The organism is Stenotrophomonas sp. 220_Sma (assembly GCF_056487375.1).
Genome location: NZ_CM151348.1, coordinates 2154260 through 2177610 on the forward strand (window position 1 = coordinate 2154260; position 23351 = coordinate 2177610).

At 65.0% G+C, this 23351-nt stretch carries 15 protein-coding genes; 8 read left to right on the top strand and 7 right to left on the bottom strand.

The features are described from left to right. Positions 1-166 precede the first annotated feature (166 nt). From lysS to ACZLIB_RS10180, 3 genes are all read left to right on the top strand, one after another. Positions 167-1663: a lysine--tRNA ligase gene (lysS, locus tag ACZLIB_RS10170; RefSeq protein WP_478452012.1), complete on the top strand. Its 1497-nt coding sequence runs from the start codon at positions 167-169 to the stop codon at positions 1661-1663. A 205-nt stretch (positions 1664-1868) separates the two neighbouring features. Further along, on the top strand, positions 1869-3008 hold the full coding sequence (gene rpfG / locus ACZLIB_RS10175) for a cyclic di-GMP phosphodiesterase response regulator RpfG (protein ID WP_006364528.1): 1140 nt from the start codon (positions 1869-1871) through the stop codon (positions 3006-3008). Position 3009: 1 nt separating this feature from the next. Then, positions 3010-5733, top strand: coding sequence for a response regulator (locus tag ACZLIB_RS10180; RefSeq protein ID WP_279913459.1), 2724 nt, complete (start codon positions 3010-3012; stop codon positions 5731-5733). Positions 5734-5745: 12 nt separating this feature from the next. On the opposite strand, the gene rpfF is transcribed toward ACZLIB_RS10180, so the two are convergent. From rpfF to betI, 5 genes are all read right to left on the bottom strand, one after another. Beyond that, positions 5746-6615: a diffusible signal factor synthase RpfF gene (gene rpfF / locus ACZLIB_RS10185; protein ID WP_012480080.1), complete on the bottom strand. Its 870-nt coding sequence runs from the start codon at positions 6613-6615 to the stop codon at positions 5746-5748. Positions 6616-6815: 200 nt separating this feature from the next. Next, positions 6816-8492 (bottom strand): long-chain fatty acid--CoA ligase, encoded by a 1677-nt coding sequence (locus ACZLIB_RS10190; protein ID WP_478469784.1) that lies wholly within the window; start codon positions 8490-8492, stop codon positions 6816-6818. A gap of 233 nt (positions 8493-8725) precedes the next feature. Further along, complete coding sequence (gene betA, locus ACZLIB_RS10195; protein ID WP_014037074.1) at positions 8726-10408, bottom strand: choline dehydrogenase; 1683 nt, start codon at positions 10406-10408, stop codon at positions 8726-8728. 101 nt (positions 10409-10509) lie between these two features. Then, positions 10510-11982, bottom strand: coding sequence for a betaine-aldehyde dehydrogenase (gene betB, locus ACZLIB_RS10200; protein WP_049399436.1), 1473 nt, complete (start codon positions 11980-11982; stop codon positions 10510-10512). 38 nt (positions 11983-12020) lie between these two features. Further along, positions 12021-12611 (bottom strand): transcriptional regulator BetI, encoded by a 591-nt coding sequence (gene betI / locus ACZLIB_RS10205; protein ID WP_005416394.1) that lies wholly within the window; start codon positions 12609-12611, stop codon positions 12021-12023. Between the two features lie 170 nt (positions 12612-12781). Here betI and ACZLIB_RS10210 point away from each other — a divergent pair, with 170 nt between their 5' ends. Continuing rightward, positions 12782-14332 carry a BCCT family transporter gene (locus ACZLIB_RS10210; protein WP_032129837.1) on the top strand — a complete coding sequence of 517 codons (1551 nt, stop codon included), beginning with the start codon at positions 12782-12784 and terminating at the stop codon, positions 14330-14332. A 110-nt stretch (positions 14333-14442) separates the two neighbouring features. On the opposite strand, the gene acnA is transcribed toward ACZLIB_RS10210, so the two are convergent. Then, entirely contained in the window at positions 14443-17196 is a 2754-nt protein-coding gene (gene acnA, locus ACZLIB_RS10215) for an aconitate hydratase AcnA (RefSeq protein ID WP_478469786.1), read from the bottom strand. A gap of 302 nt (positions 17197-17498) precedes the next feature. Between acnA and ACZLIB_RS10220 the strand changes: the two genes are divergently transcribed. The 4 genes from ACZLIB_RS10220 to ACZLIB_RS10235 all read left to right on the top strand — a co-directional run bounded on the left by ACZLIB_RS10220 (position 17499) and on the right by ACZLIB_RS10235 (position 22724). After that, positions 17499-17723: an AbrB/MazE/SpoVT family DNA-binding domain-containing protein gene (locus ACZLIB_RS10220; protein WP_005409505.1), complete on the top strand. Its 225-nt coding sequence runs from the start codon at positions 17499-17501 to the stop codon at positions 17721-17723. Between the two features lie 6 nt (positions 17724-17729). Next, on the top strand, positions 17730-18128 hold the full coding sequence (locus tag ACZLIB_RS10225) for a type II toxin-antitoxin system VapC family toxin (protein ID WP_008267153.1): 399 nt from the start codon (positions 17730-17732) through the stop codon (positions 18126-18128). Positions 18129-18171: 43 nt separating this feature from the next. Continuing rightward, entirely contained in the window at positions 18172-20763 is a 2592-nt protein-coding gene (acnB, locus tag ACZLIB_RS10230) for a bifunctional aconitate hydratase 2/2-methylisocitrate dehydratase (protein ID WP_478469788.1), read from the top strand. A 185-nt stretch (positions 20764-20948) separates the two neighbouring features. Continuing rightward, positions 20949-22724: a WG repeat-containing protein gene (locus ACZLIB_RS10235; protein ID WP_478469789.1), complete on the top strand. Its 1776-nt coding sequence runs from the start codon at positions 20949-20951 to the stop codon at positions 22722-22724. 95 nt (positions 22725-22819) lie between these two features. Here ACZLIB_RS10235 and ACZLIB_RS10240 read toward each other — a convergent pair whose 3' ends face one another. Next, positions 22820-23191 (bottom strand): hypothetical protein, encoded by a 372-nt coding sequence (locus ACZLIB_RS10240; RefSeq protein WP_121503190.1) that lies wholly within the window; start codon positions 23189-23191, stop codon positions 22820-22822. Positions 23192-23351 lie beyond the last annotated feature (160 nt).

Sequence of the window (23351 nt, forward strand, 5' to 3'; positions counted from 1 at the left end):
CGATGGAGCGCCAACCAAGGTTGGCGGCAACCGGGCAGCGGGCCGGGGCCCGGCCCCGGCCCAGGGCTGGGGCGGGGCGGTTTTGGTATGCTGGGCAACCGGCTGTGCCGGGCGCAACATCCCCCCTCACTACACGATTCCCGCAGATCCATGAGCGAAGCTACCGATACCCCCCCCCGTTGACGAAAACAAGTTGATCGCCGAGCGCCGCGAGAAACTCAAAACGCTGCGTGGGCAGGGCATCGCGTACCCGAACGATTTCCGTCGCGAGGACTTCGCCGGCCGCCTGCAGGAAGAATTCGCCGACGCCGAACAGTGGACCGCTGAGGCGCTGGAAGGCAACGGCCGCCAGGTGAAGATGGCCGGCCGACTGATGGCCAAGCGCATCATGGGCAAGGCCAGTTTCGCGCAGATCCAGGACGAGTCGGGCCGCATCCAGCTGTTCCTGCAGGGCACGGTGCTGGGCGATGCCTACACCGCCTTCAAGGGCTGGGACGTGGGCGACATCATCGCCGTTGAAGGCGGCTTGACCCGTACCAAGACCGGCGAGCTGTCGGTCAAGGCCGAATCGATCCGGCTGCTGACCAAGTCGCTGCGCCCGCTGCCGGACAAGTGGCATGGCCTGGCCGACGTCGAGCAGCGCTACCGCCAGCGCTATGTCGACCTGATCGTGACCCCGGAGTCGCGCGCGGTGTTCATCAAGCGCTCGAAGATCATCCGCGCGATGCGCGCGTGGCTGGACAACCGCGACTTCCTCGAAGTCGAAACGCCGATGATGCATTACATCCCCGGCGGCGCGGCGGCCAAGCCGTTCACCACCCACCACAATGCGCTGGACCTGGACCTGTACCTGCGCGTGGCGCCGGAGCTGTACCTCAAGCGCCTGACCGTGGGTGGCCTGGAGCGCGTGTACGAGATCAACCGCAACTTCCGCAATGAAGGCGTCAGCACCCGCCACAACCCGGAATTCACCATGATGGAGCTGTACGAGGCCTATGCCACGTACAACGAGATCATGGACCTGACCGAAGGTGTGATCCGTGACGTGGCCACGACCGTCAACGGTTCCACCGAAGTGGAGTGGGACGGCGCGAAGATCGACCTGGGCCCGGCGTTCCGCCGCTGGCGCATGGACGAGGCGGTCCGCCACCACAACCCGGAAATCTCTGCTGCCGACTGCACCGACCGCGATGCACTGCTGCGCCATTGCGAGCGCTTGAAGATCCGCGTCAAGCCGTCCTACGGCTGGGGCAAGCTGCTGCTGGAGATCTTCGAAGCCACCGTCGAGCACACCCTGATCCAGCCGACCTTCATCACCGACCATCCGGTGGAGGTCTCGCCGCTGGCCCGTGCCAACGACAACGATCCGGGCTACACCGACCGCTTCGAGCTGTTCGTCAACGGCAAGGAGCTGGCCAATGGCTTCTCCGAGCTGAACGACCCGGAAGACCAGGCCCAGCGTTTCCAGGCCCAGGTAGCCGCGAAGGAAGGCGGCGATGACGAGGCCATGCACTACGACGCCGACTACATCCGTGCGCTGGAGTACGGCATGGCACCGACCGGCGGCCTCGGCATCGGCGTCGATCGCCTGGTGATGCTGCTGACTGGCAGCAGCTCGATCCGTGACGTGCTGCTGTTCCCGTACATGCGTCCGGAGCAGTAAGTCGTCTTTTTGACTCCTGTTTGTGCGCGCCGTCGCGAAATGAGACGGCGCGATTGACGCCTCCCGCACTCGGCGTATCGTTAATGCACTACCTTGACGTCTGTTATGGCTTGATCGGCGCCAGGGGGAGTGCGCATTGTGGAGAGTCCGCTTCACAATGTGATGACGATCATGAACCGGGACGCATGACACGGGAGTCAGGCCGATGCAGGGTGCGAGCGTTCGCAGCGGCAGGGTATCCTCGCCTGCTGATGATCCAGCATGGTCGAGAAACCAGGCAGAGTACGCGTTGAACATCGTCATTGTTGACGACCAGACGTCCGCCCGGACGATGCTGCGTCACGTCATCGAAGATATCGCGCCGGAACTGAGCGTGTATGACTTCGGTGATCCGCTGACCGCATTGGCCTGGTGTGAGGCGCATCCGGTCGACCTGCTGCTGCTCGATTACCGCATGCCGGAAATGGACGGGCTGGAGTTCGCCCGCCGTTTCCGTCGCCTGCCCAAGCATCGCGACATTCCCGTGATCCTGATCACCGTGGTCGGCGACGAGCCGATCCGTCAGGCGGCGCTGGAAGCGGGGGTCATCGACTTCCTGGTCAAGCCCATCCGTCCGCGCGAACTGCGCGCGCGCTGCTACAACCTGTTGCAGCTGCGCCAGCAGACCGAGAACGTGAAGCAACGCGCCTTGTCCCTGGAGCAGCGCTTGCTGGCCAGCATGCACGAGGTCGAGGAGCGCGAACGCGAGACCCTGTCGCGGTTGGCACGGGCGATCGAGTTCCGTGATGCCGGCACCAGTGCCTACCTCGAACGCATGGCGCGCGTGGCAGGGCTGATCGCCGAGCAGCTCGGCCTGCCCGAAGACGACGTGCGCCTGATCGAGATGGCCGCGCCGCTGCATGACATGGGCAAGATCGCCATTCCCGATGCAGTGCTGCTCAAGCAGGGCAAGCTCAACGACGAGGAGCTGGCGATCATGCGCCGGCACCCACGCATCGGCCATGAGCTGCTCAGTGGCAGCCAGAACCGCTTCATCCAGGTCGGCGCATTGATCGCGCTGCGCCACCACGAACGTTACGACGGCAGCGGCTATCCGGATGGGCTGGTCGGTGAGGCGATTCCGCTGGAAGCGCGCATCGTCGCCGTGGCCGACGTCTTCGACGCACTCATCTCACCCCGTCCGTACAAGGAAGCATGGACCATGGAAGCCACACTGGCCTATCTGTATGCCCAGCGTGGCCGCCTGTTCGATCCACGCTGCGTGGATGCGCTGATGCGCGGCCACCAGCAGTTGATGGATATCTGCGCCCAGCACTCGACGGCATCGACGCGACCGGGTGGGTGACATGCAGGACCTGTTCGCACGCGTGAGGCGTCGGCTGGCGCAGCGTCCGGATTCGGAACATGGCCAGGCGATCGTGCGGGTGGTGCTGATCTCGCTGATCCTGGTCTATGTGCTGCTGTCCGGTGCGCGCCTGCACCGTCTGGAGCAGTACCAGGGCGTGCTGGCGACGGTACTGACCGGATTGGGACTTTCGCTGCTGCTGTTCGGTTGGCTGCTGTGGAAGCCTGATCGCTCCGATCCGCGCCGGGTGGCCGGGATGCTGGCCGATTACGGCTTGATCGCCATCGGCATGATCCAGATGGGCGAACCGCTGGCCTGGGTGTACGCGGTGGTGATGTGGGTCACGGTGGGCAACGGCCTGCGCTTCGGGCCGCGTTACCTGGCCGCTGCCATCGTGCTGGCGATGGTCAGTTTCGGCGCCACCGTGCTGTTGACCCCTTACTGGCAGGCCAACCTGGGGCTGGCCATTTCCCTGTGGTTGGGGTTGCTGGCAGTACCGTTGTGCTGCTCCTCCCTGCTGCGCCGAAGGATGCGACATCCGACCATGGATACGACTCCCGCCGCTGGCTCCGACAAGCGCTCGCTGCTGGCACGCTTCAAGCAACGCCTGTCCGGGCGCGAGGACAGCGAGCACGCGCAGAACCTGATCCGCATCATCATCACGGCGCTGTTCATCAGCTACCTCGGCTGGCGCTCGCTGAGCGGCGGCGGTGAGGCGCTGACCGCGACCTGGTTGATCCTGGCCTTCGAGCTGACCATTTCCGCCGGCCTGCTGACCGCGATCCTGGTCAATCCGGGTGTGTCGCATGTGCGCCGGGTGATCGGCATGCTGACCGACTACACCTGCATGGCCTGGATCATGACCATCCAGGGTGAGCCGGCGGCACCGCTGTATGCGGTGATGCTGTGGGTCACGATCGGCAACGGCATGCGCTACGGCAGCACCTACCTGCGCGTGGCCACGGCCATGGGCTGCCTGGCCTTCCTGTGCACGGTGATGCTGTCGCCGTACTGGCGCGGCCACGACTATCTGGGCTGGGGCCTGCTGCTGGGCCTGGGCGCGATTCCGCTGTACTTCGATTCGCTGCTGCATGCCTTGACCCGGGCGGTGGCAGAGGCGCGCCAGGCCAACGAAGCCAAGAGCCGTTTCCTGGCCAACATGAGCCATGAGTTCCGCACGCCATTGAACGGGCTGGCCGGCATGACCGAAGTGCTGGCCACCACCCGCCTGGACGACGAACAGCGCGAGTGCCTGAACACCATCCAGGCCTCGACCCGCAGCCTGTTGGCGCTGGTGGAAGAGGTGCTGGACATCTCCGCGATCGAAGCCGGCAAGGTGCGCGTGGAGTGGCACGAGTTCGCACTGGCCGACGTGCTGCAGGCGATCAACCTGATCCTGACCCCGCAGACCCGCTCCAAATCGCTGGACTATCGCGTGCAGGTGGATGACAACGTGCCGCCGCGCCTGCTGGGTGATGCCGGTCATCTGCAGCAGATCCTGCTCAATCTGATGGGTAACGCGGTCAAGTTCACCGACAGCGGCTACGTGCATCTGCGCGTGTCCAGCCCCGATGTGCTGGGTAGCGAGCGGATGCGCCTGCGATTCGAGATCGTCGACAGCGGCATCGGCGTGCCGGTGGCGCTGCGCGGCCGGCTGTTCAATGCCTTCGAACAGGGCGATGTCGGCCTGGCCCGCCGGCATGAAGGCACCGGTCTGGGCACCGCAATTGCCAAGGGCCTGGTCGAGTCGATGGGCGGGCAGGTCGGTTATGCGCCGAACAGCCCGCGCGGCAGCGTGTTCTGGGTCGAGATCACGCTGGACGTCGCAGACACTTCATCAGCCCCGGCGGTTCCGTCCGAGGTGGCTGAAGCCGGCAATGTCATCGCGTTCTCCAATCCCTTCCTGCGCCATCGTGCGCGCGTGCGCAGCCTGCGGGTGCTGGTGGCCGACGACCACGAAGCCAACCGCATGGTGCTGCAGCGGTTGCTGGAGAAGGCCGGCCACAAGGTCACCTGCGTCAATGGCGGCGCCGAAGTGCTCGATGCGTTGGAGCAGGCCAGTTACGACGCAGCGATCGTCGATCTGCACATGCCCGGCATGAGCGGACTGGACCTGCTCAAGCAGTTGCGGGTGATGCAGGCCAGTGGCATGCCTTACGTTCCGGTCATGGTGCTGAGCGCGGACGTCACCCCCGAGTCCATCCTGCGTTGCGAGCAGGCCGGTGCCCGCGCCTTCCTTGCCAAGCCCGTGGTGGCCACCCGTCTGCTGGAAGTGCTGGCCGATGTCGCCGCCAATACCCGCGCCGAGTCCGGCATCCAGTCGGTGCCGGCATTGCCGGTTGGCGATGGCGTGCTCGATACCGCGGTGCTGGACGAGCTGGCGTCGCTGGGCATGGGCGATGGCTTCGAACGCAAGTTCATCGACCAGTGCCTGGCGGACGTCGACGCGAGCATGGGCCAGCTGCAGGGCTGCGGCGAGCGCCAGGCCTGGGAGGATTTCCGCGAGCACGCACACGCGCTGCGCGGTGTGGCGAGCAACCTGGGGCTTGTCCAGGTTGCCGCCTCCAGTGGCGAAATCATGCGCATGGCGGACTGGCAGCTGAAGGGTGAATGGAACGCCCGCCTCGGCAGCCTGGCGACCGCCCTGCGCAACGGCAGGAATGCGTTGGCTGCCCGTAGTGCGGGAGCATCGCACCGCGACGACAGCGAGCGCAGCCCGTCCTGACCCGCCAGACGGTCAGGCCGGGTCGCCATTGCGCCGGGCCTGCGCCCGTACCAGCCGATCCATGGTGCGCAGGGACTTCTCGCCGAGCTGCATGGCGGTGTCCACCCAGATCTCGGTGATCCGCATCATTTCATGCAGCGGCACCATGGTGGCGATCTCGTTGACCTCACGCATCGCCGCCCACGCGTGCGGAATGCGCCGGCTTTCCTTGATCACCTGTTCGACCGCGGCAACACCTTCGCCCACCGGCACCACGATGTCGACCAGGCCCATCTCCTTCAGCTGGCTGGCGGTGTAGAGGTTGCCTTCCAGCATGATCTTCTCGGCCAGGCGCGGGCTGATCCGCTGGCACAGGAAGGAGTAGGCGCCCATGCCCGGGAACAGGTCGAACAGCACCTCGGGCAGGCCCATCAACACGCCTTCCTCGGCGACGATGGTGTGGCAGCTCAGTGCGGCCTCGAAGCCGCCACCCAGTGCATTGCCCTGGACCAGGGCGATGCTGTGGGCACGGGTGCCCAGGCCGGCATGGAAGGCATGCACGCCGCGCACGCAGCGTTGGGCATAGTCGAGCAGGCGGGCACGGTCGCCCTCGCGGATCAGGCGGCAGAACAGTTCGAGATCGCCACCCAGGTTGAACACGTCGCTGTCCGAGGCAAGAACGACATGGGGTGACAGAGCGTGCGAGGCGCTGAGGCGATCGCCCAGTTCGCGCTGGTAGTCGACGATGTCATCGACCAGGCGCGAGGCGAAGCACGGCCGGCCCGGCTGGTTGACCAGGTTGGCGTGCATGTGGATCCAGTAGACATCCCGCTCGGGTTCTTCGGTGATACGCAGGGTAGGGTGCTGCGAGGGACGGGTGATGATGGGGCGTACTGCGGACATGGGAGTTCTCCGTGTGACCGTCCGGCCAACCGCAGAGCGGACGGAGAGGAGTGAGGGGGCGGGCTGAACGTGCGGCGGCGACTGATTCTATGCACCCGTCGTGAACCGCCCGCAAGCGCTGTACCGGCCATGTTCCGGTAATAAAAAAGACCCCGCCGTCTCCGGCGGGGTCCCTGTACTCTCCCGTTGCCCGGAAACCCTTACTGGGCGGGCGTATCACGCAGCTCGCGACGGAGAATCTTGCCGACGTTGGTCTTCGGCAGCTCCTTTCGGAATTCTACGATTCTGGGGTGCTTGTAACCGGTCAGGTTTGCCCGCGCATGTTCCTTGACCATTTCCGCGGTCAGGTTCGGGTCCTTCTTCACGATCACGACCTTGACCACTTCGCCGGACTTTTCGTCCGGGACACCGACGGCGGCGACTTCCAGCACGCCCGGCATCATCGCGATGACGTCTTCGACCTCATTCGGGTACACGTTGAAGCCGGACACCAGGATCATGTCCTTCTTGCGGTCGACGATGTAGAAGAAGCCCTGTTCGTCCATCTTCGCCATGTCGCCGGTGTGCAGCCAGCCGTCCGCATCGATGGCGGTGGCGGTTTCTTCCGGACGCTGCCAGTAGCCCTTCATCACCTGCGGGCCCTTGATGCACAGTTCGCCCACTTCGCCCAGCGGCAGGATGTTGCCGTTGTCGTCCTTGATGCAGGCATCGGTGGACGGGATCGGCAGGCCGATCGAACCGTTGTACTCGGGCAGGGTGAGCGGGTTGATGCAGGCCGCCGGCGAGGTTTCGGTCAGGCCATAGGCCTCGACCAGGGTCACCCCGGTGGTCTTCTTCCAGCGTTCGGCCACGGCACGTTGCACCGCCATGCCGCCGCCCAGGGTGAATTTGACCGAAGAGAAGTCGATCTCGTCGAAGCCCGGGGTGTTGAGCAGGCCGTTGAACAGCGTGTTGACGCCGGTGATGGCGGTGAAGCGGGTGCCCTTGAGCTCCTTGACGAAGCCCTTCATGTCGCGTGGGTTGGTGATCAGGTGGTTGCAGCCACCGAACTTCATGAAGACCAGCCCGTTCGCGGTCAACGCGAAGATGTGGTACAGCGGCAGGGCAGTGATGATCACTTCCTTGCCCGGCTCGATGCCCGAGGTGGACAGCCACGCCGACGCCTGCTGCATGTTGGCGATCAGGTTGCGGTTGGTCAGCATCGCACCCTTGGCCACGCCGGTGGTCCCGCCGGTGTACTGCAGGAAGGCAATGTCGTCGTGGTCGATCTCGACCGCCGGAAGCGCGTGGCGGCTGCCCAGCTTGAGCGCCTGCTTGAAGCGGACGGCGCCCTTGATGTGGTAGTTGGGCACCATCTTCTTGATGTACTTCAGCACGAAGTTGACGATCGCGCCCTTGGCGCCGAGCAGGTCGCCCAGGCCGGTGGTGACCACGTGCTTGACCGGCGTATCGGCGATGACCTGTTCGACGGTGTCGCCGAAGTTGTCGACCACCACCAGGGCGCTGACGCCGGCATCAACCAGCTGGTGCTTGAGTTCGCGCGCGGTGTACAGCGGGTTGACGTTGACCACGGTCAGGCCGGCGCGCAGCACGCCGAAGGTGGCCACCGGGTACTGCAGGCAGTTGGGCATCATCAGGGCGACGCGGTCACCCTTCTTGAGCTTGAGCTCACCCAGCAGGTAGGCGGCGAACTGGGTGACCAGCGCGTCCGTCTCACCATAGGTGAGGACCTTGCCGAAGCTGGAGTAGGCGGGACGGTCGCGGAATTTCGCGACGGAAGCGTCGAAGACCGAGGCGACCGAATGGAATTCGTTGACGTCGATTTCGGCGGGAACGCCTTTCGGATAGCTCTGCAGCCAGGGACGATCCAGACTCATATTCCCCCTCCAGGAATCGTGATGTTTTAGGTTACGGCCCTGAGCGTATCGACAATGGCCGTTCATTGCAGCATACCCCGCCGTAGGGAAAACGCGAAGAGGGGTCGCGGAGGCTGCAGTGGTAGGTGCCGACCTTGGTCGGCACAGGATTGCGAGGGGGCGCTGTGGAGGCGTGCCCACCAAGGTGGGCACCTACCGATTAGGGGTGTGCGTCTGCCGAAGGGCCGCTTGCGTCAGCCCTGCTTGCGTACCGGTGCGCCGTTGGCCTTGTAGTACGGCGCGGTGCTGCGGGCCAGCGGAGTGCGGCCACGGATCACGTCGGCCAGCTTCTCGGCCATCATGATGGTCGGCGCGTTGAGGTTGCCGGTCACCACCTGCGGCATGATCGAGGCATCGACGATGCGCAGGCCTTCCAGCCCGTGCACGCGGCCCTGGCCGTCGACCACCGCCATCGGGTCATCGGCATGGCCCATCTTGTTCGAGCACGACGGGTGGTAGGCGGTCTCGGCATGCTCGCGGACGAACGCATCGATCTGCGCATCGGTCTGCAGTGCGCTGCCCGGCGAGATCTCGCGGCCGCTGTACGGCGCCAGTGCCGGCTGCGCGAAGATCTCGCGGGTGATGCGGATCGCCGCGCGGAACTCGCGCCAGTCCTGGTCGTGCGACATGTAGTTGAACAGGATGCTCGGATGTTCGCGCGGATCCTTCGAACGCACGTGGATGCGGCCGCGGCTGGGCGAGCGCATCGAACCGACGTGCATCTGGAAGCTGTGCGCCTTGATCGGGTTGGAGCCGTTGTAATTGATCGCCACCGGCAGGAAGTGATACTGCAGGTTCGGCCAGTCGAACTCGGCGTCGCTGCGGATGAAGCCACCGGCCTCGAACTGGTTGCTGGCGCCGATGCCGGTGCCCAGGAACAGCCACTCGGCACCGATCGCCGGCTGGTTGTACAGCTTCAGTGCCGGGGCCAGCGACACCGGCTTCTTGCACTCGTACTGCAGGTACATCTCCAGGTGATCCTGCAGGTTGGCGCCGACGCCCGGCAGGTGGTGCACCAGGTCGATGTCCAGGCTGCGCAGCAGGTCGGCCGGGCCGACGCCCGAGCGCTGCAGGATCTGCGGCGAGGCGATGGCGCCGCCACACAGCAGCACTTCGCGGCGGGCGGTGGCACGCTGCGGCTGGTCGTTGTGCAGCCACTGCACGCCCACCGCACGCTTGCCCGAGAACAGGATGCGGTCGGTCAGCGCGTGGGTGACGATGGTCAGGTTCGGGCGCGGCTTGGCCAGGTCCAGATAGCCGCGGGCGGTGCTGGAACGACGGCCCTTCGGGGTCACCGTGCGGTCCATCGGGCCGAAGCCTTCCTGCTGGTAGCCGTTGAGGTCGTCGGTGCGCGGGTAGCCGGCCTGCACGCCGGCCTCGACCATCGCGGCGAACAGCTCGTTGTTGCCGGCCTTGGGCGTGGTCACCCGCAGCGGGCCTTCGCCACCGTGGTAGTCGTTGGGGCCGATGTCACGGGTTTCGGCCTTGCGGAAGTACGGCAGGCAGTCCAGGTAGGTCCAGTCTTCCAGGCCGGGCATGCTGGCCCAGTTGTCGTAGTCCATCGCGTTGCCGCGGATGTAGCACATGCCGTTGATCAGCGACGAGCCACCCAGCCCCTTGCCACGGCCGCAGTCCATGCGGCGGTTGTTCATGAAGGGCTCGGGATCGGTCTTGTACGCCCAGTTGTAGCGCTTGCCCTGCAGCGGGAAGGCCAGTGCCGCCGGCATCTGGGTACGGAAGTCGAGCCGGTAGTCCGGGCCACCGGCTTCCAGCAGCAGCACGCTGACATCGGCATCTTCGGTGAGGCGGGTGGCCAGCACGTTGCCGGCCGAACCGGCGCCGATGATGATGTAGTCGTACTCGTTATGGGTGCTCATGGGTGTCTCCTGCAGGCCGGGGCGCGCTGCGTGCAGGCGTCCCGGCGGAATGTCGGATCGGCGCGGTGGCCGGACGAAGGTGCGCGCTCGCGGCGCGCCGATCAGAACACGCTGGCGTAGTCGCCCAGTTCCACCTGCACCGACTTGATGCGGGTGTAGTGGCCAAGGGTGGAGAGGCCGTTCTCACGGCCGACGCCGGATTCCTTGTAGCCGCCGACCGGCATTTCGGCCGGCGATTCGCCCCAGGTGTTGATCCAGCAGATGCCGGCTTCCAGGCGGTGGATGATGCGATGGGCGCGGCTGACGTCCTTGCTGACCACGCCAGCGGCAAGGCCGAAGGTGGTGTCGTTGGCGCGACGCACCACTTCGTCTTCGTCGTCGTAGGCGAGGATGCTCATCACCGGCCCGAAGATCTCTTCCTTGACGATGGTCATGTCATCGCGGCAGTCGGAGAACACGGTCGGCAGCACGTAGGCGCCATTGGCCAGCGCGCCTTCGGTGGCACGGCCGCCGCCGGTCAGCAGGCGAGCGCCTTCGGCCTTGCCGCTTTCGATGTAGCGCAGCACGTTTTCCATGTGCGGGAAGCTGGTCAGCGGGCCGAAGTTGGTCTCGGCGGCCATCGGGTCGCCGATGCGGATGCGCTTGACGCGCTCGACCACGGCGGCTTCGAAGGCGGCGAGCATGCTGCGCGGCACGAACACGCGGGTACCGTTGGTGCAGACCTGGCCGGAGCTGAAGAAGTTGGCCATCACCGCGATGTCGGCGGCGCGGTCCAGATCGGCGTCATCGCAGATCACCAGCGGCGACTTGCCGCCCAGCTCCATGGTCACCTCCTTCAGTGACGAGGACGCGGCGCTGGCCATGACCTTCTTGCCGGTGGCGACGCCGCCGGTGAAGGAGATCTTCTCGATCACCGGGTGCTCGGTCAGCCACTGGCCGATCTCGCGGCCCGGGCCCTGCACGACGTTGAACACGCCGGCCGGCACACCGGCTTCGGTGTAGATCTCGGCCAGGCGGATCGCGGTCAGCGGGGTCACTTCGGACGGCTTGAACACCATCGCGTTGCCGGCGGCCAGGGCCGGGGCCGACTTCCACATGGCGATCTGGATCGGGTAGTTCCAGGCACCGATACCGGCGACCACGCCCAGCGGCTCGCGGCGGGTGTAGAAGAAGCTCGATTCGCGCAGCGGCAGCTGGATGCCTTCGATGGCGGTGGCCAGGCCGGCGTAGTACTCGACCACGTCGGCGCCGGTGACGATGTCCACGGTGGTGGTTTCGGCCAGCGCCTTGCCGGTGTCCAGGGTTTCCAGGTGCGCCAGTTCGTCGTTGCGCTCGCGCAGGATCTCGACGGCGCGGCGCAGGATGCGCGAACGCTCCATGGCAGTCATCGCCGCCCACACCTTCTGGCCTTCGGCCGCGCTCTGCACGGCGCGTTCGACGTCGGCCTGGCTGGCGACCTGCACTTCAGCGATCACGTCACCGGTGGCCGGGTTCACGGTCTTGAAGGTCTTGCCGCTGCTGGCATCGACGCGCTGGCCGTGGATGTAGAGCTGTTGGACGGGCAGGGTGGTCATGGGGCGTACTCCTTGGAAGGGGGCGGGTGCTGAAGCGCTTATAGCGCGACAGCCTGCAACTGGAAGTCGATGTAGCCGTAAGCAATGCGCCGGGACTTCTCGGCGTTGAACTGGCCGCCGACCAGGCTGCCGCGCAGCCAGAGGCCGTCGATCATCGCGGCCAGGCCACGGGCGGCCAGGCGGGCCTGCGGGTGGGGCAGCAGGCGGTTGAACTGGTGGCACAGGTTGGAGAACAGGCGCTGGTCGTTGGCGCGCTGCAGCCGGGCCAGTTCCGGCTGGTGCATGCTGGCGGCCCAGAAGGTCAGCCAGACGCGCATCGCGGTGCCGTTGATCTGGCTGTCGTCGAAGTTGCCATCGACGATGGCGCGCAGCTGCTCGCGCGGGTCGTCACCAGCGTCGGCACGGTAGCGGGCGACCGCGTCCTTAAGTTCACGCAGGATCTGCCGCATTGCAGCATTGAGCAGGCCGTCCTTGTCGCCGAAGTAGTGGGCGACGATGCCGCTGGACAGCCCTGCTTTCTTCGCGATGGTGGCGACGGTCGCATCGGCCATGCCGATCTCGTCGATGGTCTGGAAAGTGGCCCGGATCAGCTGTTCGCGCCGTACCGGTTCCACGCCTTTCTTCGGCATTGTCTCTCCACGGAATGCGACCCGAAGGATCGGGCTGCCCGCCATTATGCTTTTTATTGATTGAACGTTCAATCAATAAACCCTAGGATGCGCTCGCGCCCCACGCCATGGGCCCGGTTTACCGGTCCGGCCCCGCCCATGTGCCCCCTCGGACTTGATGAGACGACCCCATGTCTTCCCTGGCTCATCCCAAGCGTTCGCCCCTGCGCTTGAACCGTTTTGTCTTCTTCAGCTCTTCGGTGTCGATCGGCATCCTCGGGCTGCTCACCGTTCTTTATCCCGAAAGCAGCGAGCACTGGTTGCAGTGGGCGCAGGCCGAAGTCTCGGCGGCGTTCGGCTGGTGGTACATGCTGCTGATCGTGCTGTGCCTGGGCTTCGTGCTGTGGCTGGCGTTCTCACCGTATGGCCGCATCCGCCTGGGCCACAACGAGGAATCACCGGCCTTCGGTTACGTGGCCTGGGTGTCGATGCTGTTCTCGGCCGGCATCGGCATTGCGCTGCTGTACTACGGCGCCTACGAGCCGCTGGACCACTTCCTCAATCCGCCCGGGCAGCCCGGCGGGACCGTGGCCGCCGGCCGCGAGGCGATGGTGCTGACCTTCCTGCACTGGGGCCTGCACGGCTGGGCGCTGTATGCGCTGGTCGGCGTGGCGCTGGGCTATTTCGCCTACCGCCGCGACCTGCCGCTGGCGCTGCGCTCGGCGCTGTACCCGATCTTCGGTGAGCGCATCCATGGCCGCATCGGCGACATGGTCGATGGCTTCGGCATCCTCGCCACGCTGATCTCGATGGTGACCAACCTCGGCATCGGTGCGCTGGTGGTGCAGTCCGGCCTGGTCTACCTGTTCCACATTCCGGATACGCCGCAGGTGCTGGTGGCAATCGTGCTGGTGATGATGGTGGTGGCCACCATCGGCGTGGTGGCGGGTGTGGAGAAGGGCATTGCCTGGCTCTCCAACCTCAACGTGCGCCTGCTGTGCGGCCTGCTGCTGTTCGTGCTGGTCACCGGTCCGACCCTGCACCTGTTCGATGGTCTGATCCAGAACACCGGCGATTATCTCGGCGCATTCGTGCGCAAGAGCTTCGACATGTACCTCAACGACCCGAAGGGCCGTGAGTGGATGGGCTCGTGGACGCTGTTCTACTGGGCGTGGTGGATCGCCTGGGCGCCGTTCGTCGGTCTTTTCGTGGCGCGCATCTCGCGTGGCCGCACCATCCGTGAAGTGATCATGGGCGTGCTGCTGATCCCGCTCGGCTTCACCCTGGCCTGGCTGTCGATCTTCGGCAACACGGCTATCGATCTGGTGCTCAATCACGGCCAGGCGATCCTGGGTGACGTGGCCCAGCATGATGCGGCGATGACGCTGTTCAAGCTGCTGGAGTACCTGCCCGCGGCGCCGTACGTGGCCGGTGCCGCGGTGGTGATCGGCTTCGTGCTGTTCCTGACCCCGGTCGATTCGGGCACGCTGATGATCGCCAACCTGTGCACCCGACGCGTTGACGACGGCGTGGAGGATGGCCACGACGCGCCGATCTGGCTGCGCGTGTTCTGGGCGGCCGGCATCACCGTGGCCAGCGTCGGCCTGCTGCTGGCCGGCAACTTCAGTGCGATGCAGACCGCGGTGGTGCTGTGCGGCCTGCCGTTCTCGTTCACCCTGGCGTTCTACATGTGGGGCCTGCTGAAGGCCCTGCGCACCGACCCGGACGCCCCGCGGCGGTAGGTAGCGCCGGGCTATGCCCGGCGAACGCCAAAGCAAAGGGCCGGATCTGTGAGGATCCGGCCCTTTGCGTTTGCTTCCGGGATCCGCCGGGCATGGCCCGGCGCTACCAGTTACTTGGCTGCCAACTGGCGCAGCACGTACTGCAGCAGGCCGCCATGACGGAAGTACTCGACTTCCTTCGGGGTCAGCAGCATCACCGAGACTTCGAAGGTCTTCCTGGTGCCGTCGGCCTTGGTCGCGGTGACGGTGGCACGCTTGCTGGCACCGTCCTGCAGGCCGGTGATGTCGATCACTTCCGAGCCGTCCAGGCCCAGGCTCTGTGCGTTCTCGCCGTTGCGGAACTGCAGCGGCAGCACGCCCATGCCGACCAGGTTGGAGCGGTGGATGCGCTCGAAGCTCTCTGCGATGACCGCCTTCACCCCCAGCAGCAGGGTGCCCTTGGCCGCCCAGTCACGCGACGAGCCGGTGCCGTACTCCTTGCCGGCCAGCACCACCAGCGGCACCTTGTCGGCCTTGTACTTCATGGCTGCATCGTAGATCGCCAGCTTCTCCGGCTGGCCGCCGCCGGCCGGGTAGTACAGGGTGTTGCCGCCTTCCTCGCCACCGAACATCAGGTTCTTGATGCGGATGTTGGCGAAGGTGCCGCGGACCATCACGTCATCGTTGCCGCGGCGGCTGCCGTAGCTGTTGAAGTCGGCCGGCTGCACGCCGCGCTCCTGCAGGAAGCGGCCTGCCGGCGAGTCCTTCTTGATGTTGCCGGCCGGGGAGATGTGGTCGGTGGTGATCGAATCACCGAACAGGCCCATCACGCGTGCACCGTGCACATCGTCGATGCTGCCGGTCTGCATGGTCATGCCATCGAAGTACGGCGGGTTCTTGATGTAGGTAGAGGCATCGCTCCACTCGTACAGGTTGCCGTCCGGCGAGGCGATGGTGTTCCAGCGGGTGTCACCCTTGAACACGTCGGCGTAGTTCTGCTTGAACATCTCCGGGCCGATGGTGGCGGCGATGACATCGCCGATTTCCTTGTTGCTCGGCCAGATGTCGCGCAGGAACACCGGCTGGCCATCGCTGCCGGTACCCAGCGGCTGGGTGGTCAGGTCGATGTCGGTGGTGCCGGCGATGGCATAGGCCACCACCAGCGGCGGGCTGGCCAGGTAGTTCATCTTCACTTCGGGGTGCACGCGGCCCTCGAAGTTGCGGTTGCCGGACAGTACCGAGGTGACGACCAGGTCGCCGGTGGCGATGCCGGCGCTGACTTCGGTCGGCAGCGGGCCGGAGTTGCCGATGCAGGTGGTGCAGCCGTAGCCGACCACGAAGAAGCCGATCTTCTCCAGCTCCTTCAGTACACCGGCCTTTTCCAGGTAGTCGGTGACCACGCGCGAACCCGGCCCGAGCGAGGTCTTGACCCACGGCTGGCGGTTCAGGCCCTTGGCGGCCGCATTGCGGGCCAGCAGGCCGGCGCCGATCATCACCGCCGGGTTGGAGGTGTTGGTGCACGAGGTGATGGCGGCGATGACCACCGCACCGTCCTTCAGCCGCACCTTGCGGTTCTCGATTTCGATATCGGCGTAGCCCTTGGCCAGCTGCTCGTTGCCGACCGCGGCGCCGCCGCCCTCATTGACGAACGAGGAGACGTCGTCGCTGCGCTTGTCACGGTTGGCGGTCATGCCGACCAGGGCTTCGCGGTAGTTCTTCTGCACGTCTTCCAGCAGCACGCGGTCCTGCGGACGCTTCGGGCCGGCCAGCGACGGCTTCACCGTGCCCATGTCCAGTTCCAGCGTGGTGCTGTACTGCGCGTGCGGGCTGCCCGGTTCGTGCCACAGGCCCTGCGCCTTGGCATAGGCTTCAACCAGATCGATCTGCTCTTCGCTGCGGCCGGACAGGCGCAGGTAGTTCAGCGACTCGGCGTCGATCGGGAAGATGCCGCAGGTGGCGCCGTATTCCGGCGCCATGTTGCCGATGGTGGCACGGTCGGCCAGCGGCAGGTGCTGCAGGCCGTCACCGTAGAACTCGACGAACTTGCCGACCACGCCCAGCTTGCGCAGCATCTGGGTGACGGTCAGCACCAGGTCGGTGGCGGTGGCGCCTTCGGGCAGCTTGCCGGTCAGCTTGAAGCCGACCACCTGCGGGATCAGCATCGACGACGGCTGGCCGAGCATGGCCGCCTCCGCTTCGATGCCGCCCACGCCCCAGCCCAGCACGCCGATGCCGTTGATCATGGTGGTGTGGCTGTCGGTACCGAACACGGTATCGGGGTAGGCGACCGCCTTGCCGTCCTTGTCCGCCGTCATCACCACGCGGGCCAGGTTCTCCAGGTTCACCTGGTGGACGATGCCGGTGTTCGGCGGCACTACCTTGAAGTTGTCGAAGGCCTTCTGGCCCCAGCGCAGGAAGCCGTAGCGTTCCTGGTTGCGCTGGAATTCGATCTTGCCGTTGAGGTCCAGCGCGTCCGGCTTGCCGAACACGTCGACCTGCACCGAGTGGTCGATGACCAGTTCGGAGGGAATCTGCGGGTTGATCTGCTCCGGCGAGCCGCCGAGCTTGACCACTGCGTCGCGCATCGCGGCCAGGTCGACCACGCAGGGCACGCCGGTGAAGTCCTGCAGGACCACGCGCGCCGGCATGAAGGCGATCTCGGTGTCCGGCTCGGCGGCCGGGTTCCAGCGGGCCACGGCTTCGATGTGGTCCTTGCCGACGGTGACGCCGCCGTCCTCGTGCCGGAGCAGGTTCTCCAGCAGGATCTTCATCGAGTAGGGCAGGTGGGAGATATCGAAGCGCTGGCCCAGCGTGGGCAGGCTGAAGTAGTCGTAGGTCTTGCCGCCGACATTCAGCTGGCTGCGGGTGGAGAACGAATCGCTCATGCGGGGTAACTCCTTCTTGCGGATGGCTTGCAGTGGCCCGCGCATGGGCGGACCTGCTTGCGGTCGCCGCGGGCCTGACGGCCCCGGTGGTCCCAGTATGAACCCCAGACTGAATGGATTCATCCGGGCCGGGTTCCGGCCTGCGGCATCGGTTCCAGACTACAGGGGAAGGTGTATGGCGTATGTCACGTTTGTGGCCGATCCTTTGCGAGGCAAGGGCTGGCGGGGTGCCGGTCCTGTTCAGGGTGGAAGTATGCCCGGGGAAGTATGTATAATTTGTGCATACTCTGGAGGGCCTACCGATGGAAGCCACTGTTGCAGAACGCGGACAGATCACCCTGCCCAAGGCGGTGCGTGATGCCCTCGGCCTGACCAAGGGCACGCTGCTGAAGGTCGAACTGGACGGCAGCCGCATCATCCTGCGCAAGAGTGTTGACGATGCCATTTCACGGGCGCGCGGCAAGTTCGCGCTGGACGGTTTCGAATCGTCCGACGCAGCGGTACGCGCGGTGCGTGACGAGGAATAAGCCGTGATGATCGCCGTCGACTCTCCGGTGCTGGTCGAGCTGCTCAGCAATGGTCCGCAGGCCGATGCCGTGGAAGCCATCCTCAGGCAGAGCCTGGTCGGTGGCCGCGTGGTGGTCTGCGGCGCGACCCTGGCCGAGGTCTGCGCATCGCTGCGTGGCGGTGCCGAGGTGCTCGAAGCGCTGGAAGAAATGGGCGTGCACTTCAATCCGATGGAAGCCAAGTCGGCGCTGCGTGCCGGCGAGATGCACCGTCGCCACCGTCAGCGCAGCGGCAGCCGCCGCAGCCTGGACGAATTCATGGTCGGCGCCCACGCACTGTTGCAGTGCGATGGCCTGATCACCTGGAACGACACGTTTTACCGCGACTACTTCAAGGGCCTGAAGCTGATCGTGCCGCAAGCCTGAGCCCACTTTGTTTTTTCAACCTACGCATTACCCGGGAGTTGTCATGTTGGAAGCCTACCGCCACCACGTCGCCGAGCGCGCTGCGCTTGGCATCCCGCCGCTGCCGCTGAGCGCGCAGCAGACGGCCGATGTCATCGAACTGCTGAAGAACCCGCCGCAGGGCGAGGCCGAGTTCCTGCTCGACCTGCTGACCCACCGCGTGCCGGCCGGCGTCGACGACGCGGCCAAGGTCAAGGCCTCGTACCTGGCGGCGATCGCCCTGGGCAGCGAGCAGAACCCGCTGATCAGCCGCGAGCGCGCCACCGAACTGCTGGGCACCATGCTCGGCGGCTACAACGTCGCTCCGCTGGTGCAGCTGCTGGACGATGCCAGCGTCGGCACCATCGCCGCCAACGGTCTGAAGAAGACCCTGCTGGTGTTCGATGCCTTCCACGATGTGCAGGAAAAGGCCAAGGCGGGCAACGCCAACGCCCAGGCCGTGCTGCAGAGCTGGGCCGACGCCGAGTGGTTCACCAGCAACCCGGAAGTGCCGCAGAGCCTGACCATCACCGTGTTCAAGGTGCCGGGCGAAACCAACACCGACGACCTGTCGCCGGCGCCGGACGCGACCACCCGCCCGGACATCCCGATGCACGCCCTGGCGATGCTGAAGAACAAGCGCGACGACGCGCCGTTCACCCCGGAAGAAGACGGCAAGCGCGGCCCGATCCAGCAGATCCTGTCGCTGAAGGACAAGGGTCACCTGGTCGCCTACGTCGGCGACGTGGTCGGCACCGGTTCCTCGCGCAAGTCGGCCACCAACAGCGTGCTGTGGTGGACCGGCGATGACATTCCGTTCATCCCGAACAAGCGCGCCGGTGGCGTCTGCCTGGGTTCGAAGATCGCCCCGATCTTCTACAACACCATGGAAGATGCCGGTGCACTGCCGATTGAGCTGGACGTGTCGAAGATGGAGCACGGCGATGTGGTCGAGCTGCGTCCGTACGAAGGCAAGGCGCTGAAGAACGGTGAAGTGATCGCCGAGTTCCAGGTCAAGTCCGAAGTGCTGTTCGACGAAGTGCGTGCCGGTGGCCGCATTCCGCTGATCATCGGCCGTGGCCTGACCGGCAAGGCGCGTGAAGCGCTGGGCCTGGCCCCGACCGACCTGTTCCGCCTGCCGGTGCAGCCGGTCGATACCGGCAAGGGCTTCTCGCTGGCGCAGAAGATGGTTGGCCGCGCCTGTGGCCTGCCGGAAGGCCAGGGCATGCGCCCGGGCACCTATTGCGAACCGAAGATGACCTCGGTCGGCTCGCAGGACACCACTGGCCCGATGACCCGCGACGAGCTGAAGGACCTGGCCTGCCTGGGCTTCTCGGCCGATCTGGTGATGCAGTCGTTCTGCCACACCGCCGCCTACCCGAAGCCGGTGGACGTGAAGACCCACCACACCCTGCCGGAGTTCATCTCCACCCGTGGCGGCGTCTCGCTGCGTCCGGGCGACGGCGTGATCCACAGCTGGCTCAACCGCATGCTGCTGCCGGACACCGTTGGTACCGGTGGTGACTCGCACACCCGTTTCCCGGTGGGCATTTCGTTCCCGGCCGGTTCGGGCCTGGTTGCCTTCGCCGCTGCCACCGGCGTGATGCCGCTGGACATGCCGGAGTCGGTGCTGGTGCGCTTCAAGGGCAAGATGCAGCCGGGCGTGACCCTGCGTGACCTGGTCAACGCGATCCCGCTGTACGCGATCAAGTCGGGCCTGCTGACCGTGGCCAAGGCTGGCAAGAAGAACATCTTCTCCGGTCGCATCCTGGAAATCGAAGGCCTGCCGGAGCTGAAGGTCGAACAGGCATTCGAACTGTCCGACGCCTCGGCCGAGCGTTCGGCGGCCGGTTGCTCGGTGCGCCTGAACAAGGAACCGATCATCGAGTACCTCAACAGCAACATCACGCTGCTGAAGTGGATGATCGCCGAGGGTTACCAGGACCCGCGTTCGCTGCAGCGCCGTATCGAGAAGATGGAAGCGTGGCTGGCCAACCCGGAGCTGCTGGAGCCGGATGCCGATGCCGAATACGCTGCCGTCATCGAGATCGACCTGGCCGACATCCACGAGCCGATCGTGGCCTGCCCGAACGACCCGGACGACGTGAAGACCCTGTCCGAAGTGGCCGGCGCCAAGATCGACGAAGTGTTCATCGGTTCGTGCATGACCAACATCGGTCACTTCCGCGCCGCTGCCAAGCTGCTGGAAGGCAAGCGTGACCTGCCGACCCGCCTGTGGGTGGCCCCGCCGACCAAGATGGATGCCTCGGAGCTGACCAAGGAAGGCGTGTACGGCACCTTCGGCGCCACCGGTGCACGCATGGAAATGCCGGGCTGCTCGCTGTGCATGGGCAACCAGGCGCAGATCCGCGAAGGCTCCACCGCGATGTCGACCTCGACCCGCAACTTCCCGAACCGCCTGGGCCGCAACACCAACGTGTACCTGGGTTCGGCGGAACTGGCCGCGATCTGCTCGCGTCTGGGCCGCATCCCGACCAAGGAGGAGTACATGGCGGACATCGGCGTGATCAACGCCAATGGTGCGGAGATCTACCGCTACATGAACTTCGACCAGATCGAGGAATACCAGGACGTGGCCAAGACGGTTGCTGCCTGATGCGGTAACGAAAAGCCACCGGCTCGCGCCGGGGGTTTTTTTGTGGGCCGACGACGCATGGTAGTGCCGGCCGCTGGCCGGCAACCCGTTGAAACGAAGAACCCCCGGTGAAAGCCGGGGTTTTTTTGGACAGGGCACTTTCGTAGAAGTTGTATGTCTCTGGCGATGCATGGCGCCTACCGTGGATGCCCTCCATTTCGGTCTTGCCTGAGATGCGCCGCTCATTTCTGCTGCCTTTCAGCTCTACCCATCGCGGTAGCGTCATCGCCCAGGCCCTAGGCGTTCTGCTGGCCTCTGTACTTCTGACCATGGCGCCATCGGTAGGCGCAACGCAGGCGTCTGCAATTCCGCAGCCTACCAAGCCGCCGCCAATTTTCGATGGAACTACACGCCACGGCCTCTGTCATGAGGGCCGCTGCGTGGTGCTGGATGGCACGGGCCGGCAACTGGCCGAGCATCGGGGAATGCAATACCTCCGCCCCTTCAAAAATGGGGTGGCGGTCTTCGAAAGGGGGGAGAACAGGGGCGTCATGAATTCAGAAGGGCGTATCGTCCTTGAAGCGCATTACGACTCGGTTGAGGTACATGGCAACGGGGTGATCGAGGCCAAGGTGCTGCTGCGGAGCCCGCCCAAGGCGTATACGCGAATCGACTTCTTCAATGCACGAGGCCGATTGGTGCGTCGGTTTGAGCAGAAAGGCGAGATTGATCTCCTGCGCTCGGCGTCCTGGGCTGGAAACCCGGCTGTAGAACTCTGCAACAGTGAGAAGCAGCGCTGTACGACCCGCTTCCTTGACGCAAAGGGCAGGTCCGGTCCCGTCTTCAGTGTCTTCGGTAGTTTTGGTCCCTTGGGTCATGAGGGGGACGTGGCCATCGCTTCGCGCGATGGTGTCAACTTTGGCCTGGTTGATCGATCGCTGGCAGGCATAGGGCGTCAGGACTACGACCAGATGACGTTCAACAGGTCGGGTTTCGCGCTCGCCACCCAAGGCGGGAATGACACGGTGTTGGATCCCCATGGGGTGCAAGTGGCGCCCATGGGTCGATACCGGTTCAAGTTTGGTCGGGGTGAGTACCTGCTTTCTGCGGTAGCCGAAGACGGTGCGTGCCTGCATTTCACGCGAACTGGGCAGCTGTTCCCGGCGCCTACAGGCCTTTGTATGGAGACAGACGAGCGCGCTGAAGGTGTGGGCTACGTAATCTTCGGTTCGGAGGATGACGAATACGTAGTAGGCCTGGATGGATTGCCGCGCTCCGCGCAACACAATGCGGACCTGCATCCGTTGAATCGCAGGATGGTCCAGTATCGAAAGCCCGGCGAAGCGGGGGTGCGTTTCATGATGCTGGAAGATGCCAGCATCTCGTCCTCCCAGTACCGCCAACTTGCGCCTTTTCAAGCCGAGGCAGGACTGGATGACCAACTGCTGCTGGCGGAAGCCGATGAAGGCTGGGGTTTAATAGATGCCGCTGGCGCTTGGCTGATTCCTCCTCGCTACCGCCGGATACAACCATTGGGTCCGAATCTGGTCGCGGCATTCGAACGGCCGGGATATGACCCCGGGTATCACATACTCGATCTGCGCGGTAATGCGCTGGCTGATTTCACGCCGCATACTCCCTCACCGGCGCTCTTGGCGGATGGAACGAGGGTCTACGCCCTCTCACTGCGTGGTCGCTGGGGGCTTCTGGATGAGTCGGGACGATGGAGGCTTGCGCCACGCTACGGCTACGTGAGTGTTTCGAATGGCTTGGTTTTCGTGCGTGAGCGAAACAGCGCCGGTGATGTTACGGTTAACTTTCTTGACCCAGACACAGGAACGACGCTGTTCGAACAGGGATTTCTATCGGTTCATTCTCGTACGGATGGTCTGTTTGAGACATTGAAGACAGACCAGACCTTGGAGCTGATCAAGCTTGACGGGACCGTTCTGGGGCGTCTGCATCCCCGTCCCAACCGATAGCCGGAGCAGTGACTGGCGGGATCGCTGGAGCCTGGCGCGATCCAAATGGCAGATTTTGGCGTTTGGGCAACAACGGAACGGTTAGGCTTGCGGCGCTACTGAATGGTCCAGTCCGCGCTGCCTTCCAGCCGACGGCCGCCGATCAGCACGTTGCCGCGCTCACCGGAAACATCCATCTCGAACCAGGGCAATCCATCACGGCTATGTGGACGCACATAGGCCTGGCGCTTTGCGCGGTTGAACTCGATGTAGTAGCGGCGATGCACGTTGGGGTACGGCGGGATCGACGCGCCTTTCCAGCTGACGCTTACCGCGCCGGGGTCTTCGCGACCCACCAGCATCAGCATGAAGAACACATCACCTTGCTTGGCCTCGAAGTAGAACAGATCGCCACTGGCGCCGGCGGGTGCCAGTGGCAATGAAAGCAGTACGGCCGCCAGGGCGGCCTTCCATATGCCTTTGATCATGTGCAGCGTTCCTTGTGCAATGCCCCTATCAAAGTACACATGCGGGTAGCGCGTTGAAACGAAGAACCCCGGTGAAAGCCGGTGCCTTTTTTGCCTGATGGCCTGTAGCACCGAGTCCATGCTTGGCTGCTGTTCGTGCGATGCGCGATGAGTCGAGCAT

Coding starts and splice junctions, on each gene's coding strand:
- rpfG (WP_006364528.1), top strand. CDS start 1,869: ATGCAGGGTGCGAGCGTTCGCAGCGGCAGGGTATCCTCGCCTGCTGAT.
- ACZLIB_RS10180 (WP_279913459.1), top strand. CDS start 3,010: ATGCAGGACCTGTTCGCACGCGTGAGGCGTCGGCTGGCGCAGCGTCCG.
- rpfF (WP_012480080.1), bottom strand. CDS start 6,615: ATGTCCGCAGTACGCCCCATCATCACCCGTCCCTCGCAGCACCCTACC.
- ACZLIB_RS10190 (WP_478469784.1), bottom strand. CDS start 8,492: ATGAGTCTGGATCGTCCCTGGCTGCAGAGCTATCCGAAAGGCGTTCCC.
- betA (WP_014037074.1), bottom strand. CDS start 10,408: ATGAGCACCCATAACGAGTACGACTACATCATCATCGGCGCCGGTTCG.
- betB (WP_049399436.1), bottom strand. CDS start 11,982: ATGACCACCCTGCCCGTCCAACAGCTCTACATCCACGGCCAGCGCGTC.
- betI (WP_005416394.1), bottom strand. CDS start 12,611: ATGCCGAAGAAAGGCGTGGAACCGGTACGGCGCGAACAGCTGATCCGG.
- ACZLIB_RS10210 (WP_032129837.1), top strand. CDS start 12,782: ATGTCTTCCCTGGCTCATCCCAAGCGTTCGCCCCTGCGCTTGAACCGT.
- acnA (WP_478469786.1), bottom strand. CDS start 17,196: ATGAGCGATTCGTTCTCCACCCGCAGCCAGCTGAATGTCGGCGGCAAG.
- ACZLIB_RS10220 (WP_005409505.1), top strand. CDS start 17,499: ATGGAAGCCACTGTTGCAGAACGCGGACAGATCACCCTGCCCAAGGCG.
- ACZLIB_RS10225 (WP_008267153.1), top strand. CDS start 17,730: ATGATCGCCGTCGACTCTCCGGTGCTGGTCGAGCTGCTCAGCAATGGT.
- acnB (WP_478469788.1), top strand. CDS start 18,172: ATGTTGGAAGCCTACCGCCACCACGTCGCCGAGCGCGCTGCGCTTGGC.
- ACZLIB_RS10235 (WP_478469789.1), top strand. CDS start 20,949: ATGCCCTCCATTTCGGTCTTGCCTGAGATGCGCCGCTCATTTCTGCTG.
- ACZLIB_RS10240 (WP_121503190.1), bottom strand. CDS start 23,191: ATGATCAAAGGCATATGGAAGGCCGCCCTGGCGGCCGTACTGCTTTCA.